Raw genomic sequence first — 16,305 nt, 5'->3', positions numbered from 1 at the left:
TCCCCTTCCTAGGATCCGAAAAGCCGGGTGTCGTCGTAGTCATAGAATCCCCGGCCTGTCTTGCGACCGAGATCGCCCGCAGCGACCATGCGGTCGACCATCGCCGGAGGATAGAACCGTGGCTCACGGAGTTGTTCGTACAGCCGCGTGGCGACCTGCTGGTGGATGTCCATGCCCACGATGTCGAGCAACTCGAAGGGGCCCATCGGATGCCCCAGCGCACCCTTGACCGCGGCGTCGATCGACTCCTTGGTGCCCAGGCCATTCTCCAGAGCGGTGATGCAGGAGTTCTCCCACGGAATCAGGAAACGGTTCACGATGAAGCCGGGACGGTCCTGGGTGACCACCGTGGTCTTACCGATAGATTCCAGGAATTCGATGGTGGCCTGGTGGGCCCAGCTCTCGGTGTGTCGCCCGTCGGCCACCTCTACGAGGTTCATGAGCGGCGCCGGGTTGCAGTAGTGCGTGCCCACCACGCGACCAGGGAGCTTGGACCCGGAGGCGATACCCGTCACCGACAGGGTCGAGGTGTTGGTGTGGAACAGGGTCTGCGGGGACACGATCTCGTCCAGCTGGGCGAAGGCGTCCTTCTTGACCTGCAGGTCCTCGAAGACCGCCTCCACGACCACGTCGCACGGGGCCAGGTCGGCCAGGCGCGTGGTCCCGGTGACGTTCGCCTTGATCTTCTCCGCCTCGTCGGCGGTCATCTTGCCCTTCTTGACGCTGACGTCGAAGAAGCCGTGCACAGTGTCAAGGCCACGCTGGAGGTTCTCTTCCTTGACATCGAACAACAGGGTCCGCTGTCCCGCCTTGGCCATGACGATGGCAATACCGGAGCCCATGGTGCCGCCACCCAGGACACCGACAGTCTGTGGTGTGTTGGTCATATTCTCTTCCTTCGTTGAGTCGATTGGTCTAGCGAACCGACTGGCCACCGTCGATGACGATGGTCTCTCCAGTCATGAAATCCGAGGCGGGTCCTGCCAGGAGCAGAGCCCAAGGTTTGATTTCGTCGGGTTCGCCCATACGGCGAGCCGGCACGGCACGAACCACCTTGTTGAAGACCTCCGTGTCCTCACGCAGGTCCCGATTGAGCTCCGTGGCGAAGTAGCCGGGAGCGAGCGCATTGACCTGGATCCCGTACCTGGCCCATTCGATGGACATCGAACGGGTGAACGCCGACACGGCTGCCTTGGACGCTGCGTAGGCCGCATGGTTGGCGACACCCATGATGGAGAAGTTCGAAGAGACGTTGATGACCTTCCCTGACCCCTGTTCCACCATCCGACGCCCGACGGCCCGAGTTGCCAGAAAGACGCCCCGAAGGTTGGTGGCGATGACGCGGTCCCAATCCTCGGCAGACTGGTCCACCAGTGGAACGGTGGAGACCACACCCGAGTTGTTGACAAGGATGTCTACCGTGCCGAACCGATCGATCGCGGCCGTCACCAGCGACTCGACTGAGGCCTCATCCGTGATATCACACGGATGAGCCAGAGACTCACGGCCCTGGGCCTCGGCCTCCTCCACGAAGGACTCAAGTTCGCTACGGGTACGGGAAGCCACCACGACGTGTGCTCCTGCCTCGGATAAGGCCATCGCCATGACGCGGCCCAGGCCACGGCCGGCACCGGTGACCACGGCCACCTTGCCTGTCAGTTCGCTCATGACAACTCCTTCAGCGCTCTACTCGTCTCGCGACCGATGAGCAGCCGCTGAATTTCATTGGTTCCGTCGTAGATCTGGGTAACCTTCGAGTCACGGAGGCACCGTTCGACACCGATCTCCTCGAGGTCGCCCCACCCGCCGAGGATGCGCATGCATTCGAGAGACACCTCCCAGCCGAGATCGGTGCAGGATTGCTTCATCATGCCAATCTGGCCGGGCGCCACGTCCGGACGCTCATCGACCTGGCGGGCCACAGTCAGCATCAGCAGCCTCCCCTGCAGGATGCGCCCACGCAGGGTGGCCAATGCATAGGTGACCTCGTCCGAGAACCGGTGCCCGTGGCGTTGACGGAGAGCATGGAGGGTTCGCGCATAGGCGGCTCGGGCGATTCCAACGCCCTGGGCTGCGGCGCTGATTCGGGACTTCGTCACAGACTTCATGACAACCGACCAGCCTTCACCCGGCGCCGCCAAGACGTTCTGCGTCGGCACGAAGACATCGTCGAAGAACAATTCGGCCGTAGACGATCCGTTCATCCCGAGTTTCCTGAATGGCTGGCCCTTGGCGAGACCCTCGGCGTCGCCATCGATCACGAAGGCTCCGATCCCATCTCGACCAGCAGATCGATCTCCGGTAGCGAATCCGGCGATGACATCGGCGACGTCGCCCGTTGTAATGAACGTCTTGGAACCATTGATCCGGTACCCGCCGTCGACGGCGGTGGCGGTAGTCCGCATTCCAGAGACATCGCTGCCGGCGTTCGGCTCTGTGATGCCCAACGACCCCCACGCAGTCCCGTCGAGCAGGCCGGGAATATAGCGCTCCTTCAGATCCTCCGTCCCGGCGAGCAGCAGCGGATACGCAACGTGCATCTGAGTGACGAAAACCAGACTGGTGGCGGCACACCCGGCCGCCACTTCCTCAACGACGGCAGCGTACGAGACGTTCGTGTCAGCCGTCCCGCCGTACTCGCGTGGAAAGACCAGGCCCATCAGTCCATGGTTGGCGAGTTCCCTGACTTGGGGCCCCGTGAACTCATGGTGGCGGTCAACGTCGGCAGCTCGAGGTGCGATCGACGCGGCCATGATGCCCCGAGTGGTCGATCTCAGCTCCTGCTCTCTATCGGTCAGCAGCGCATCGGCCGCGGGCTCATCGAGCAGGCCATGGACTTCTTCGTAGCCGATGGGATTGGCCTCCAGCGGACTGAAACGAGTACTCATGATTCTCCCAGCGGGTTCGAGGGACGGACGGTGCCGAAATCGGCGGGTCGCTTCTCCAGGAAGGCAGCGATGCCCTCCGTGGATTCGCTGCCGGCGACGGCCAAGGCCGCCAAGCCAGTCTCCACCTGCAGTCCGCCGTCCAGTGAAGCATCACGGCCGCGGTCAATACTCCGAAGAACAGCCTTCACGGCTTCGGGTCCCTGGGCGCAGATCCTTTCGGCGATGGCGATGGCCGCTTGCGTCGCCATGCCCTCATCCACCGGTTCGATCGGAGTGATACCCAGCGCGTAGGCGCGGTGGGCATCGAGCTTCGTTCCCGTCAGCATCAGGTGCGTTGCAACGACATCACCCACAGCGCGGGGCAACCTCTGGGTCCCCCCGTACCCAGGGATGAGACCTAGCGACGTCTCGGGGAGGCCCAACCGTGCATTCGCCGCCAGGACCGGAATATCGGCGGCGAGGATGAGTTCAAAGCCACCACCCAGAGCCAGCCCATTGACGGCTGTGATGACCGGGATCTCAGCTAATTCGATCTCACGGAATGCTCGCTGACCGGATCCGAGGATCTTCGCTGCCTGATCAGCGTCACAATCCTGTAGTTCCTTGAGATCCGCGCCAGCGCAGAAGGCCTTGGGCCCGCCTCCCGTGATCACCACCGCCCGCAGTTCCGGATCGTCGGCCGCTGCCACGACACGACTCCTCAAAGATTCGATCACCTCGGCATTCAGTGCATTGAAGGCCTCCGGTCGATTGATGGTGAGGACGAGGACCTCACCATGGACATCGATCTCGACAACACTCATACCGGCTCACCGACCTTCTTGGGGCCTTCGACAGCCCCGGAACCAAGCAGTGCTGCGATCTCGGAGGAGCTGAAGCCGAGCCTGCCGAGCTCACTCTCAGTATCGGCACCCAGATCCGGGTAGCGCTCATTGCGGGGTTCCGGCACCGAGTGCAACCTGAATGGGCTGTGCACTGAGTGGGCATTATGGGATCCAGGCACGGGCAGGATCGCCCTGCGAGCGCGAACATGCGGATCGGCCACAACTTCCGAGAGTGACTTAACCAGCGACGCCGGAACAGATTCCCCCTGCAGTCGCGTGAGCCACTCGTCCGCTGACCTCCCGCGCAGCGGCACCGAGACCTCACGAACAATCCGATCCCGATGCGCTCGGCGTCCTTCATTGGACTGCAGTTCATGGTCCTGACCCAGTTCGGGCAATCCAATCGTGGAACAGAACCGGGCCCACATCTGGTCGTTTCCAATCGCCACGACGATATTCCGATCAGCTGTCGGGAAACTCTGATAAATCGCCAGGACCGAATCAGTTCCGCCGCTAGGAGCAGGATCGGGTTCTCCCGCCAGGAAGGAGGCGATCCGCGGGGCCATGATCGCCAGATCGCTGTCCATCAATGAGACGTCGATGACTTCCCCGACTCCACTCTTTGCCTGCCGGACCGCCGCCGCCGAGATCGCCAACGCGGCACACATTCCCGTCACCACGTCAGACAAGGGAGCCGAGACGCGCTGGGGATCTCCGCCGGCTGGCCCAGTGACGGACATGATCCCGGACCGGGCCTGGGCCACAAGGTCATATCCCGGCAAGTCGGAGTCGGGCCCGTCCAAACCGAAACCGGAGAGCGCACAGTAGATCAGATGCGGGAACTTCTCCGAAAGGGTCTCATGGTCCACCTGCAGGGATCTCAGCTTGGACGGGTTCAAGTTCTCCATGAACACGTCAGCCTGACCGATGAGCCGGTGCAGCACCCCCACCCCCTTCGGATCGCGCAGATTGATCACGACCGACTTCTTGTTCCGATTCGCCGAGGCGAACCAGACTGAGGTGTCATCCGTGAACGGCGGGCCCCAGCTGCGAGCATCGTCACCCTGCCCTGGCCGTTCGACTTTGACCACGTCAGCACCCAGATCCGCAAGGTACATCGACGCACTGGGGCCAGCATATGACGTTGTCATGTCCACGACCGTCAGGCCAGACAGCGGCCCCCGGGCCTGATTATCCGTAGTACTCAAGGTGTTCATTCCCCCTGGACGTGTGGTGTTGGTTCGCCTCTGAGCACGGTCAGAGTCGAGTGGGATTCATCAGCGGACTGCCGGGGTCTGAACGGAGTTACTCACCGGACGGACCTCGTCAGGGGACTTCTCCCAATGGATCTCATCGTCCCGAGACTCACGGCTCGCCCAGACGGCCACGAAGGTCAGAACCGCACCGATGATGATGTAGATAGACAGGGTCCATGTGCCCTCTATCTGGGAGAGCAACCAGGCAGAGATGAAGGGGACCGGTGCGCTGAACAGAAGTCCACCGGCGGTGTAGGCAATGCCGGAACCGCTGTACCGCAGGCGGGTGGGGAACACCTCGGGAATCCAGGCGGCCTGCGGCCCGTAGGTCATGGCGTGGCATAGCGGCAGGACGATGATCATTCCGACGAAGGCAGCCCACACGCTGCCTGTCTGCACCAGACTGAAGAGTGGGAAGGCCATGGCTGCCGTGAGCACGCAGCCGATCATCATGACGTTCCGGCGGCCGATCTTGTCACACAGCAGACCGAACATCGGGATCGTGAAGATCTGGATGAAGGACGCTACGCATACGGCCAAGAGCATATGGCTTCGCTCGATACCGTATTGCTCTCCGAAGGTCAGCATGAACACCGTGGCCATGTAGAAGGGGATATTGGCCGCAGCAACACCGAGTGCGGCGATCGCCAGGCCCTTGGGAGCCTTCTTGAAGACCACCCCAGCAGGAAATTTCTCCTCCTTCTTCTCCGACTTCATCGCTGTAAACGCAGGGCTTTCCTCAATCTTCAGCCGGATATACAGCCCCACGAGAACCAAGATGGCGCTCAAGATGAAGGGCAGCCTCCAACCCCACTCCTGGACGTAGTCAGCCGGCAGCAGCCCGACCAGCGCGAAGGCCCCCGAGGCGAGTACGAGCCCCAGTGGGACCCCCACCTGCGCCCAGCTGCCGAAGAAAGCCCTGCGATTCCGGGGAGCGTGCTCCACCGCCATAAGCACAGCGCCGCCCCACTCGCCACCCAAGGCAAGGCCCTGAATCAAACGGCACAACACGAGCAGTACGGGAGCCAGAAAGCCCACTTGCTGGTAGGTCGGCAGGAGGCCGATCGCAACGGTGGCGATACCCATCATCATGAGACTGATGATCAGCATGTTCTTGCGACTGATGCGGTCTCCGAAGTGGCCGAAAACGATGGCGCCCAGCGGACGCGCCACAAATGCCACGCCAAACGTGGCAAAGGACGCCAAGGTTCCCGCCAGGGGATCTTCGGACGGGTAGAACAGCTGGCCGAAAACCAGTGCGGCGGCCGTCCCAAAGATGAAGAAGTCATAGAACTCAACGGTGGTGCCGATCAGGCTGGCCGCTGCAACGCGGCGGACATCTTTCTTGCTGGGTGCCGCAGCTGTCGTAGATGACATGGGCTTACCTCTCTCAGAGTGACAAGGAGTGTGTCGATTCCGACCTTGAAGGTCGAACGTGATGCACATCATGCTACCCACTATTAGACAGATGTCTCAAGGTTGGACATTTAGAAATCTGTAGTGATCCGTCGATCAGTTGCTGCCGGTCCCTCTATCGATTCTGGTGATCGGTGATGTGCCCTCGAAGATACGTCAGGTGTTCGATGATGGCCGCCTCAGCAGATTCGGGATCTTGTCTCCCTATGGCCCGGACAATGGCCCCGTGCTGCTTGACGGTGTCCCGTCCCACATCGGGAGATAGGTCGAGATAACTTACCGGCTCGGTAGCGTGATGAAGCGCCGAAACCAGTGAAGCGAGAACCCGGTTCTCGGACGACTGCGCGATTGCAATGTGAAACTTCCGGTCGAGCCCAGGAACCTCTGGATCATCGACGGACAGAGTCCGCTGCTTGTGAAGGATTGACTCAAGCGTTGCGAGGTCGGCTTCGGACCGTTTCTCCGCCGCCAACCGCACGGCCGGCACTTCCAAGAACTGTCTCACTGCAGCAACTTCATCGAAATCCACGCGGCCCAGGGCCATGAGGTTACTCATGGAGTCCATCAAGGTTCGGCCGAGGAACTTATAATCCACCGCTTGGACGAAGTTTCCACCGCGCGCCCCCGGCACCTTGCGAATCAAGTGCTGTGAAGAGAGCACCCGCAAAGCCTCGCGCAATGTCGTCCGGCTGACCCCGAATTGCCGAGCCAGCTCAGCTTCGGGGGGCAGCATCTCACCACTTTTCAGATCACCCGAAAGGATTGCCTCCCGGATGGTCTCCTCAACCTGCTCGCGCGGTCGGCGCACCGACTGACCGATAACCTTTGCCGCAATGCCGTCCGATGACATCTATCAACCTTCTTCCTCGCCGCACGACACTAGCTGCCGTTGAAGCGCATTGGATTGCACATTAGATCAATCCGACGTTGATAGGGATCGGACCATGGGAGCACTTACCGCCCCAGCAGCCCCGCCACCCACTCCTGCCCGGCCCGGTACGCCGCATCCTGCGTGTACTCGGGCACCGTGTACCTCCGCTGGTCCGCCCGCGGGTAGGACCCCAGGAACCGGATGCCCGGGATCAGCCGGTACAGGGCGGCGAGCGCTGCCTTGACCCGTTCCTCGGCCACGTGCCCCTCGAAGTCGATCGAGAAGAAGTAGCTGCCCAGCCCGGCCCCCGTGGGCCTGGACTCGATCCGCGAGAGGTTGATCCCGCGCGTCGCGAACTGGTCCAGGATGTCCATCAGCGCGCCGGGATGGTCCTCCGGCAGGGGCACGACGACGGTGGTCTTGTCCGAACCCGTCGGCTCCGGGGCGGAGCCCGGGCGGGAGACGAGGACGAACCGGGTCACGGCGCCGGCGGTGTCCTCGATGGCGGAGGCCAGCACGGGCAGGCCGGTCTGCTCGGCCACGAGCGGTGCGCACACGGCCGCGTCGTATGTGGTGGTGTCATCGAGCAGGCCGCGCGCGGCTGCGGCGGTGGACCCGGCGGGGACGAACTCGGCCTGCGGGAGGTGTGCCGCCGCCCAGTGGCGGACCTGCGCCCAGCCGTGGGTGTGGGTGGACACGGTGCGGATCTCCGCCGGGTCCATGGCCCGCCGCCCCAGCAGCACGAAGCTGATCGGCACGAGGATCTCGCGCCGGATCTGCAGGTCGTCGTCCGCCGCGATGTCATCCAGGGTGGCGGTGACCCCGCCCTCCACGGAGTTCTCGATCGGCACCACCGCGAAGTCGGCCTCTCCGGAACGCACCTGCGCCAGGGCCGTGATCACCGAGCCCACGGGGACACACTCCGCGGACTCCACACCGGGGACCTGGCGCAGCGCGGCCTCGGTGAAGGTGCCCTCAGGGCCGAGGTAGACGTACCGGGGGCGGGCGGAGCTCACTTGACGGTCGGCTCGGCGCCGCCGTCCGCCTCCATGGGCCGGCCGGACTCGAGCCAGGCCCCGGAGCCGCCGGCGATGTTGATGGCCGAGTACCCGCGGGCCACCATGAAGTCGGTGGCCCGGGCCGAGCGGCCGCCGGTCCGGCAGATCACGTAGTAGTCGGTGTCCGGGTCCAGCTCCTCGATCCGGTCGGGCAGCTGGCCCAGCGGGATGTGCAGGGCTCCGGCGGCGCGGCCGAGGACCCACTCGTCGTCCTCCCGCACATCCAGGATGCTGGCGTTCTCGGGGACATCGCCCGCGCTGACGGTTTCGAACATGCTCATGGCGACCAGCCTAATAGGGTGGAGGTGTGGAGAACTTTCTCGGGGAGCTCGGCACGGTCGGTTATTGGGTGGGGTCCACCCTCGGCGCACTGATCGGGCTATTCCTCCTCGTCCTGATGGCCTGGCTGATCGCCACCACGACGCGCCGGGTGCTCGGGGTGCCCGTGGGCTGGTTCCGCTCACTCGTGGTGGCGCTGATCATGGTGTTGAGCACCCAGGTGGTGATGGACGCCGTCCTCCACCAGATCGCCGGGACCTCGGGGGTGCTCTCGGACGTCTCCATCCCCGCCGCGCTCGTGCTGATCATCATCGCCCTGCTGTGGATCTTCGGGCTCGGCACCGCCCTGCTGATGGTGCTGGAGATGGTGCTGCCCACCGGCACCCTGCCGAACCCCTTCCTGTGGATGGCGGGACTGCGGAGGACCTGGTCCCGCAACCGCCGGTACCGCCAGGTGGTGGCCACCTTCATCCGCCACGGACTGGGCGCGAACCTGCGCGGCTTCGGCCGCCGGGGGGAGTCCGGGGCCCGGGATGAACGCTCCTGGGGCAGCACGGCCACCGCCCTGCGCCGCGCCCTGGAGGACTCCGGGATCACGTTCGTCAAGCTCGGCCAGAACCTCTCCGCCCGCTCCGACCTGCTGCCGGCCCCCTTCGTCCGGGAGCTCTCCCGCCTCCAGTCGGACGTGGCGGCGGAGCCCTGGGAGTCCATCCGCCACGCCCTGGGCACCTCCCTCGGCTGTGACCCGCTCGACGTCTTCGACTCGGTGGAGGAGACCCCGCTGGCTGCCGCCTCCGTGGCGCAGGTCCACCGCGCCCGGCTGCGGGACGGCACCGAGGTGGTCCTCAAGGTGCAGCGTCCCGGCGCGGTGGACGAGGTCATGCGTGACTCGGACATCGTGGTCCGCATCTGCCGCTGGCTGCAGAACAACACCACGTGGGGCCGTTCCCTGCGGATCCTGGAGCTGGGCCGCGGCTTCACCAGGTCCCTGGAGGAGGAGCTGGACTACACCGTGGAGGCCGCCAACATGCAGGACATGGCGGTGGCCGTCTCGGACCAGAACATCACCGTGCCCACCGTCTACCCGGAGTTCTCCTCCACCCGCCTGCTGGTCATGGACTTCCTGCCGGGCGCCTCGGTGGGCAGGGCGCAGCCACAGCTGCGGGCCCTGGCCCCCGCCACCCGCCGCCGGCTCGCGCAGGACCTGACCAACTCGGTGATGCGCCAGATCATGGACGACGGGATCTTCCACGCCGACCTGCACCCCGGCAACGTCATGCTGCTGGGACGGGAGGCGGACACGCGGCTGGGCCTGCTGGACTTCGGCGCGGTGGGACGCCTGGACCCCCGCTCCCAGCAGCAGCTGGTGATGATCTTCGCCGCCATCGACCGCAACGACACCCGGCTGCTCAGCGACTCGCTCATCGAGCTGCTCGGTCGACCGGAGGACCTGGACGAGCGCCGGCTGGAGCGCGAGGTGGGCGAGCTGCTGGTGCGCTACCGCGGCGGGATGCGCGGCGGTTCGGCGTCCCGGCTCTTCGGCTCCCTGATGGGCCTGATCCTGAACCACGGGTTCGAGGTGCCGAAGGCGGTGGCCGCCGCCCTGCGCTCCCTCGGCGGCATGGAGGGCACCCTGGGGCTCATCGACCCGGACCTGGAGCTCGTCAACGCCGCCCGCGAGATCGGCGCGGACCTGCTCAAGCACCGGTTCACGCCGGGTTCGCTCAAGGAATCGGCCACCACGGCCCTGCTGGAGGCCCTGCCCATCGTCTCCCAGCTGCCGCGGCGCGTGAACCGGATCGCGGACGACCTGCAGGGCGGCCGCCTCTCGATCAACATGCGGCTGCTGGCCCATGAGAACGACCGCCGCTACGTCACCTGGCTGTTCCAGCAGGTCGTGGTGTCCATCCTGGCCGGATTCTGCGTGCTCGGCGGGATCGTGCTGCTCGTCTTCGGCGAGGGCGGCCCGGCCATGACCAGCTACATGAGCTGGTACACGGCCATGGGGTACATCGTGCTGTTCGCTGGCTTCGTGCTGTCCCTGCGGACCGTGGCCCTGGTGATGCAGTTGCCCGAGCCGGCCGGGACCCGGCGGTAGCGCCGCTCGTTACAGTGGAGGCCATGACCTTTCAGGATGCTGACGCCGAACGGGACGACCTGGCCGGCCTGACCGCCCTGCAATTGCGCGACGCCCTGGCGGCGGGGCAGGAGTCCGCCGTCGCCGTCACGCGGCACTTCCTGGCCGTGACCGCACGCCGCAACCCGGAGTTGGGGGCCTTCATCTCCCTGGACCCGGAGGCCGCCCTGCGGCGGGCTGAGGAGCTGGACGCCCGGTTCGCCGACGCCGGGCCCACCGGCGCGCTGCACGGGATGCCCTTGGCCTTCAAGGACCTGGTGGACGTGGCCGGGATGCGCACCACCTTCGGCTCGCGGGTGGCCGCGGAGGCGCCGCCGGCCCCGGAGGATGACCCGCTGGCGTATGCGGTCCACTCGGCCGGAGCCCTCTCCACGGGCAAGACCACGGTCCCCGAGTTCGGCCTGCCCTGCCACTCGGAGAACCTGATCTCCGCCCCTGCCCGGAATCCCCTGGACCCCACGCGCACGGCGGGCGGGTCCACGGGGGGCGGCGCGGCCGCCGTCGCCTCCGGGATGCTTCCCTTCGCCCCCGGGAACGACGGCGGCGGGTCCGTCCGCATCCCCGCGGCGGCCTGCGGGCTGGTCGGGTTGAAACCGGGCCGGGGCACGGTGCCCACGGACCAGCAGGAGGATTCCGTCCGCAACCTCTCGGTGTCCGGTCCGCTGGCCCGGAATGCCGCCGATGCGGCGCTGCTGTACGACGCGATGCTGGGCGGGCCCGGCGGGGAGGGCCGCAGCCTGGCCCGGGCCCTGGTTGCGCGTCCAGAGCGGCTGCGGATCGGCTACTCGACCGCCTCGCCGTTCTCCCCGGACCTGGAGATCACCCTGGCCCGCCCGGCCATGGACGCGCTCACGGCCGCTGCCGCCGCCCTGGGCCGGGACGGCCACGAGGTGGTCGAGGCCGACGTCGACTACGCGCCGGGATACCACGCGGACTTCCGGACCGTCTGGACGGCGGCCCTGACCCGGGTTCCGCTGCCGGAAGGGGCCGAGGGGCTGCTGGGTCCGCTGGCCAGCCACTTCCTCGAACTGGCCCGGGGCTACTCCGAGCCCTTCCTCACCGAGTCGGTGGAACGGCTGACGGCCTGGGCGGCCGACTCCCGCCGCCAGCTGGCGGCCCATGACGTGGTGCTGACCCCGATGCTGGCCTTCGCCCCGCCGGCCATCGGTACCTTCACGGCCCTGCCCCCGGCGGAGGACTACGAGCTACAGTGCCGGTTCACCCCGTACACCTCGATGATCAACGTGATGGGGCTGCCGGCGATCTCCATCCCCGTGCTGCGGGACGCCGAGGGGCTGAGCTGGTCCGTGCAGGCCATCGGCCGGCCCGGGACGGAGGGGCAGCTGCTGGCCCTGGCGGCCCGGATGGAGCGACTACTGGCCTGAGCCGGCCGTCAGTAGGTGAAGATCAGGCCGATGAAGCCCAGGATGCCGAGGACCCAGAACCCGGAGATCAGGTAGCCCATGACGAGTCCGGCGATCGCGAAGCCGCGGCTCTGCCGGTCCTTGTTCAGGCTGAGGTGGCCCAGGATGATCGCCAGGACCTGCGGGACGAGCAGGAAGCCACCCGTCACCACGCCGACGATGCCCAGCACCATGGCGGCGATGGCCATCCCGTTGACCGGGGCGCCGAGGCCGGCTCCGGTCCCGGGACCGGGGCGGGCTGTCGGGTAGGGGCTCCCGGCCTGGCGCTGCTGCTGGTTGGCGATCACCGGGTACTGCCCGTGGATCGGATACTGCGGCTGGCCGTCGCCGTACGGGCCGGCCAGCGGCTGCTCGGCGTAGGGATTGCGCGCAGCGGCATCCTGGCCGGGCGAGCGCGGCGGCACCGGCGGCGTGGCGGCCGGCGCCGAGGCGTCCGAGTACCAGGACGGGTGCTTCGGGTCATGGAACGGGCGGTAGTCGTCCGAGGCCTCGGATGGCTGGCCGTGCTGGCGTGGGTCCGGGTCGGACATGGTTCCCCTCCGGGGTGGTCGGCCTGTTCTGCTCTGGCCTCCAGTCTACGGAACCGCCCGGACCGCGGTCCCGGACTCCACGGCTCCTCCACCGACCATTCTCCCGGCCATTCCACCGACGGTCGGCGCTGGGCACCCGGTCGGACACCGGATACCTTGTGGACCACGGTGAGGCGACCACGGTGAGGAATGGGGCCGGAGGCCGGAGTGGACTGGAGGGGTTCGATGACGTCATACCGTGCGGCGGAGGCCGCCCTGCCGCGCCGCTGCGCGGTGCCGCCGTACATGCTGGAGGAGCTGGACCGCTCGGCGCGGACACTGGCGCGGGCCGATCAGGTCCGCGGCCCGGACCTGGGCCACGTGCTGGAGCTGGACGAACAGGTCCGCGCGGCCCGGCACCGGGGCCTCTTGCCGCGCCGGGCGATCAGCGCCCCGAGCGGGACCCTGGACCGGACCATCTCGGATGCGCGGAACACCGAGGAGCTGCCGGGGGTCACCGTCCGCTCCGAGGGCCAGCCCCCGGTGCAGGACGCCGCCGTCAACGAGGCCTATGACGGGATCGGCTCCGTGCACACCTTCCTCGAGGAGATCTACCGGCAGTCCTCGCTGGACGGGACCGGGCTGGGGCTGCTGGCCACGGTGCACTTCGGACGCCGCTATGACAACGCGTTCTGGGACGGCACGCAGATAGTCTTCGGGGACGGTGACGGGGAGATCTTCACCGGGTTCACGCCCTCGCTCTCCGTGATCGGTCACGAACTGGGCCACGGGCTCATGCAGTACTCCACGGACCTGGACTACGAGGGCCAGTCCGGGGCGCTGAACGAGTCCTTCTCGGACGTCCTCGGGGCCCTGGTGGACCAGTATGCGCGGGGCCAGACCGCGCCGGAGGCCAGCTGGCTGATCGGTGCCGAGGTGTTCGGGGAGGGTGTGCAGGCCCGCGGGCTGCGCTCCATGGCGGCCCCCGGCACGGCCTACGACGACCCGCGGCTGGGCCGGGACCCCCAGCCCGCCCACATGGATGGCTTCGTGGTGACGGAGGCGGACTACGGGGGCGTGCACGTGAACTCCGGCATCCCCAACAAGGCCTTCCACCTGGCCGCCCTGGCCCTCGGGGGCCACGCGTGGGAGCGGGCCGGCCAGGTCTGGTTCGACGTGGTGATCGGGGAGGACCTCCCCCGGAACGTGGATTTCGCGGGGTTCGCCGAGGCCACCGCGGCGGCCGCCCGGGCGCGGTTCGGGGACGGGGTGGCCGGCACCGTCGGGGGCGCCTGGCGGCAGGTCGGGGTGCTGACCGGCGACCCGGAGCCTGCCTAGGCTTACGTCATGGAGCCCCCCGCCAGCGCCCCGGACGTGACGGCCGCGCGCCTCACCGTGGTGGTGGAGCGCTCGGGGGGCCTCGCCGGGATGGTGCGGCGGTGGAGTGCGGAGATTCCCGACGACGGCGGTGCGGCCGCGCGCGCGGCCCGCCGGATCGCCGGGCTCACCTCAGAACACCCGCCCCCCGGCAGCTGGAGGTCGAAAGTGGCCCAGAAGGGGCCCGATCCGGCCGAGAACCGGGCCACTTCTGACCGCCAGATGCAGAGTGGGCGGGCGGTGCGAGACGGCTTCCAGTGGTCCGTGAGCTGCGAGGAGGGGTCCCTGCGCTGTGACGAGGCCGGCCGACGACGGGACCCCGAGGTGGACGCGTTGATCCGCGCGGTGACGGACGACTGAGGCGGGCGGACGGGCGGGGATCCGGCCGGTCCGTGACGGGCCGGCGCCACAGTTCGGCGCGAATCTACCGCCGGTCTGCCGGACGTGGAACAGTGGAGACATGACCGCCGAGAACGCCTCCCCCGAGAACCCCAGCGCCCTGCCCGCCGCGGAGCGAGCCGGGACCCGGGCCCTGCCCCAGGACCTGGTGGACGTGCGCGCACTGCTCGCGGCCTACACGGAACGGCACCCGGATCCCGCCGATCCGGCCCAGCGGGTCGTCTTCGGCACCTCGGGGCACCGGGGATCCTCGCTGAAGACCTCGTTCAACGAGGACCACATCGCGGCCATCACGCAGGCGATCGTGGACTACCGGGCGGCCCAGGGCGTGACCGGCCCCCTGCTGATGGGCCGGGACACCCACGCCCTCTCCGGTCCGGCGCAGGACACCGCACTCGAGGTGCTGATGGGCAACGGGGTGCACACCCTGATCGACTCCCGGGACGGATTCACCCCCACCCCCGCGGTCTCCCACGCCATCCTGGCGCTGAACGCGGAGGTGCCGGCCGGCGTCGGGTCCTCCGAGGCCGGGGCCGCGGACCCGGCGGGGCAGGCCGACGGCATCATCATCACCCCCTCCCACAACCCGCCGGCGGACGGGGGCTTCAAGTACAACCCGCCCCACGGTGGCCCCGCGGACTCTGAGGCCACGGACTGGATCGCGGACCGCGCCAACGAGCTGCTGGCCGGCGGGCTGGATCAGGTGCGGCGCCTCCCCCTGGCCGAGGCGAAGCGGCACGAGGCCCTCGGCACCTACGACTTCCTGGACCGCTACGTCTCCGACCTGCCGAAGGTCATCGACCTGGACGCCATCCGCCAGGCCAGGGTTCGCCTCGGTGTGGACCCCATGGGCGGGGCCTCGGTGGGTTACTGGGGCGAGATCGGGGCCCGGCACGGGCTGGACCTGACCGTGGTGAACCCGGAGGTGGACCCGCAGTGGGGGTTCATGACCCTGGACTGGGACGGCAAGATCCGGATGGACTGCTCGTCCCCGAACGCCATGGCCACCCTGATCGGGCGGATGACCCCGGACGAGGCGGACGGTGACGGGGGCGAGATCCCCTTCGACATCGCCACCGGCAATGACGCGGACGCCGACCGCCACGGCATCGTCACCGGTGACGGCGGGCTGATGAACCCGAACCACTTCCTGGCCGTGGCGATCGACTACCTGTACCGGCACCGGCACGGTTGGCCGGCGGGGGCCGGCGTCGGGAAGACCCTGGTGTCCTCCTCGATGATCGACCGGGTGGCCGCGGGGCTGGGCCGGGACCTCGTGGAGGTACCGGTGGGCTTCAAGTGGTTCGTGCCGGGCCTGCTGGCGGGCACCGGGGTGTTCGGCGGCGAGGAATCCGCGGGGGCCTCGTTCGCGTGCTTCGACGGCAGCGCGTGGTCCACGGACAAGGACGGGCTGCTGCTGTGCCTGCTGGCCGCGGAGATCCGCGCGGTGACCGGCCAGTCCCCCTCGCAGTACTACGCGGAGCTGGTGGAGCAGTACGGCGATCCGGTCTACGCGCGGATCGACGCCACCGCCACCCCCGAGCAGAAGGCCCGGCTGAAGAGGATGTCCCCCGCGGACGTCACGGCCGGGGCCCTGGCCGGGGAGCCGATCACCGCGAAGATGACGGAGGCCCCGGGCAACGGCGCCGCCATCGGCGGGCTGAAGGTCACCACGGCCAACGCCTGGTTCGCCGCCCGCCCCTCCGGCACGGAGGACGTCTACAAGATCTACGCCGAGTCCTTCCTCGGCGCCGAGCACCTCGCCCAGGTCCAGGCCGAGGCCCGGGCCATCGTGGACGCGGTCATCGCCTGACGTCCTCCGACGAGGTCGCACGAAGTAGCCCCGTTCCGGCCAGATCGGGGACAT

The 16,305-nt window shown here is 67.5% G+C and carries 15 protein-coding genes; 5 read left to right on the top strand and 10 right to left on the bottom strand.

What is annotated here, in order from left to right:
- Positions 1–8: 8 nt before the first annotated feature.
- The 9 genes from RE421_RS03225 to RE421_RS03185 form a co-directional block, all read right to left on the bottom strand.
- Positions 9–887 (bottom strand): 3-hydroxyacyl-CoA dehydrogenase family protein, encoded by an 879-nt coding sequence (locus RE421_RS03225; protein ID WP_309814241.1) that lies wholly within the window; start codon positions 885–887, stop codon positions 9–11.
- A 28-nt stretch (positions 888–915) separates the two neighbouring features.
- Positions 916–1,668, bottom strand: coding sequence for a glucose 1-dehydrogenase (locus RE421_RS03220; RefSeq protein WP_309814237.1), 753 nt, complete (start codon positions 1,666–1,668; stop codon positions 916–918).
- Entirely contained in the window at positions 1,665–2,888 is a 1,224-nt protein-coding gene (locus RE421_RS03215; protein ID WP_309814234.1) for an acyl-CoA dehydrogenase family protein, read from the bottom strand. Before RE421_RS03215 ends, RE421_RS03220 begins: the two co-directional genes overlap by 4 nt.
- Complete coding sequence (locus tag RE421_RS03210; protein WP_309814232.1) at positions 2,885–3,691, bottom strand: enoyl-CoA hydratase/isomerase family protein; 807 nt, start codon at positions 3,689–3,691, stop codon at positions 2,885–2,887. Before RE421_RS03210 ends, RE421_RS03215 begins: the two co-directional genes overlap by 4 nt.
- Positions 3,688–4,929 (bottom strand): CoA transferase, encoded by a 1,242-nt coding sequence (locus RE421_RS03205; protein WP_309814228.1) that lies wholly within the window; start codon positions 4,927–4,929, stop codon positions 3,688–3,690. Before RE421_RS03205 ends, RE421_RS03210 begins: the two co-directional genes overlap by 4 nt.
- 60 nt (positions 4,930–4,989) lie before the next feature.
- Positions 4,990–6,345: an MFS transporter gene (locus RE421_RS03200; protein ID WP_309814224.1), complete on the bottom strand. Its 1,356-nt coding sequence runs from the start codon at positions 6,343–6,345 to the stop codon at positions 4,990–4,992.
- 154 nt (positions 6,346–6,499) lie between these two features.
- Entirely contained in the window at positions 6,500–7,234 is a 735-nt protein-coding gene (locus RE421_RS03195) for a FadR/GntR family transcriptional regulator (RefSeq protein ID WP_309814221.1), read from the bottom strand.
- Between the two features lie 104 nt (positions 7,235–7,338).
- The gene (gene pheA / locus RE421_RS03190) at positions 7,339–8,271 is read right to left on the bottom strand and encodes a prephenate dehydratase (protein ID WP_309814217.1); all 933 of its coding nucleotides are present in this window, start codon (positions 8,269–8,271) and stop codon (positions 7,339–7,341) included.
- Complete coding sequence (locus RE421_RS03185; RefSeq protein ID WP_309814214.1) at positions 8,268–8,594, bottom strand: rhodanese-like domain-containing protein; 327 nt, start codon at positions 8,592–8,594, stop codon at positions 8,268–8,270. Before RE421_RS03185 ends, pheA begins: the two co-directional genes overlap by 4 nt.
- Positions 8,595–8,620: 26 nt before the next feature.
- Here RE421_RS03185 and RE421_RS03180 point away from each other — a divergent pair, with 26 nt between their 5' ends.
- Both RE421_RS03180 and RE421_RS03175 read left to right on the top strand, forming a co-directional pair.
- Positions 8,621–10,690 carry an AarF/UbiB family protein gene (locus RE421_RS03180; protein ID WP_309814211.1) on the top strand — a complete coding sequence of 690 codons (2,070 nt, stop codon included), beginning with the start codon at positions 8,621–8,623 and terminating at the stop codon, positions 10,688–10,690.
- A gap of 23 nt (positions 10,691–10,713) precedes the next feature.
- Positions 10,714–12,114, top strand: coding sequence for an amidase (locus RE421_RS03175; RefSeq protein ID WP_309814201.1), 1,401 nt, complete (start codon positions 10,714–10,716; stop codon positions 12,112–12,114).
- Positions 12,115–12,122: 8 nt separating this feature from the next.
- Here the strand turns inward: RE421_RS03175 and RE421_RS03170 are convergent, their stop codons facing one another.
- A complete protein-coding gene (locus RE421_RS03170) occupies positions 12,123–12,683 on the bottom strand; it encodes a DUF4190 domain-containing protein (protein ID WP_309814197.1) in 561 nt (186 codons plus the stop codon).
- Positions 12,684–12,908: 225 nt separating this feature from the next.
- On the opposite strand from RE421_RS03170, the gene RE421_RS03165 reads away from it, so the two are divergent.
- The 3 genes from RE421_RS03165 to pgm all read left to right on the top strand — a co-directional run bounded on the left by RE421_RS03165 (position 12,909) and on the right by pgm (position 16,251).
- Positions 12,909–14,000, top strand: coding sequence for a M4 family metallopeptidase (locus tag RE421_RS03165; protein ID WP_309814194.1), 1,092 nt, complete (start codon positions 12,909–12,911; stop codon positions 13,998–14,000).
- Positions 14,001–14,009: 9 nt separating this feature from the next.
- Positions 14,010–14,399, top strand: a complete 390-nt coding sequence (locus RE421_RS03160; RefSeq protein ID WP_309814190.1) for a hypothetical protein — start codon at positions 14,010–14,012, stop codon at positions 14,397–14,399.
- 100 nt (positions 14,400–14,499) lie between these two features.
- Complete coding sequence (gene pgm / locus RE421_RS03155; RefSeq protein WP_309814188.1) at positions 14,500–16,251, top strand: phosphoglucomutase (alpha-D-glucose-1,6-bisphosphate-dependent); 1,752 nt, start codon at positions 14,500–14,502, stop codon at positions 16,249–16,251.
- The last annotated feature ends 54 nt before the right edge of the window (positions 16,252–16,305 follow it).

Source organism: Citricoccus sp. I39-566, assembly GCF_031432995.1.
GTDB classification, from domain to species: domain Bacteria; phylum Actinomycetota; class Actinomycetes; order Actinomycetales; family Micrococcaceae; genus Citricoccus; species Citricoccus nitrophenolicus_A.
The sequence above is the reverse complement of the archived record's forward strand: the minus strand, read 5'-3'. Positions and strand labels throughout refer to the sequence as shown.

Coding starts and splice junctions, on each gene's coding strand:
- RE421_RS03195 (WP_309814221.1), bottom strand. CDS start 7,234: ATGTCATCGGACGGCATTGCGGCAAAGGTTATCGGTCAGTCGGTGCGC.
- RE421_RS03175 (WP_309814201.1), top strand. CDS start 10,714: ATGACCTTTCAGGATGCTGACGCCGAACGGGACGACCTGGCCGGCCTG.
- RE421_RS03185 (WP_309814214.1), bottom strand. CDS start 8,594: ATGAGCATGTTCGAAACCGTCAGCGCGGGCGATGTCCCCGAGAACGCC.
- RE421_RS03210 (WP_309814232.1), bottom strand. CDS start 3,691: ATGAGTGTTGTCGAGATCGATGTCCATGGTGAGGTCCTCGTCCTCACC.
- RE421_RS03160 (WP_309814190.1), top strand. CDS start 14,010: ATGGAGCCCCCCGCCAGCGCCCCGGACGTGACGGCCGCGCGCCTCACC.
- RE421_RS03215 (WP_309814234.1), bottom strand. CDS start 2,888: ATGAGTACTCGTTTCAGTCCGCTGGAGGCCAATCCCATCGGCTACGAA.
- RE421_RS03170 (WP_309814197.1), bottom strand. CDS start 12,683: ATGTCCGACCCGGACCCACGCCAGCACGGCCAGCCATCCGAGGCCTCG.
- RE421_RS03205 (WP_309814228.1), bottom strand. CDS start 4,929: ATGAACACCTTGAGTACTACGGATAATCAGGCCCGGGGGCCGCTGTCT.
- RE421_RS03225 (WP_309814241.1), bottom strand. CDS start 887: ATGACCAACACACCACAGACTGTCGGTGTCCTGGGTGGCGGCACCATG.
- RE421_RS03200 (WP_309814224.1), bottom strand. CDS start 6,345: ATGTCATCTACGACAGCTGCGGCACCCAGCAAGAAAGATGTCCGCCGC.
- RE421_RS03220 (WP_309814237.1), bottom strand. CDS start 1,668: ATGAGCGAACTGACAGGCAAGGTGGCCGTGGTCACCGGTGCCGGCCGT.
- RE421_RS03165 (WP_309814194.1), top strand. CDS start 12,909: ATGACGTCATACCGTGCGGCGGAGGCCGCCCTGCCGCGCCGCTGCGCG.
- pgm (WP_309814188.1), top strand. CDS start 14,500: ATGACCGCCGAGAACGCCTCCCCCGAGAACCCCAGCGCCCTGCCCGCC.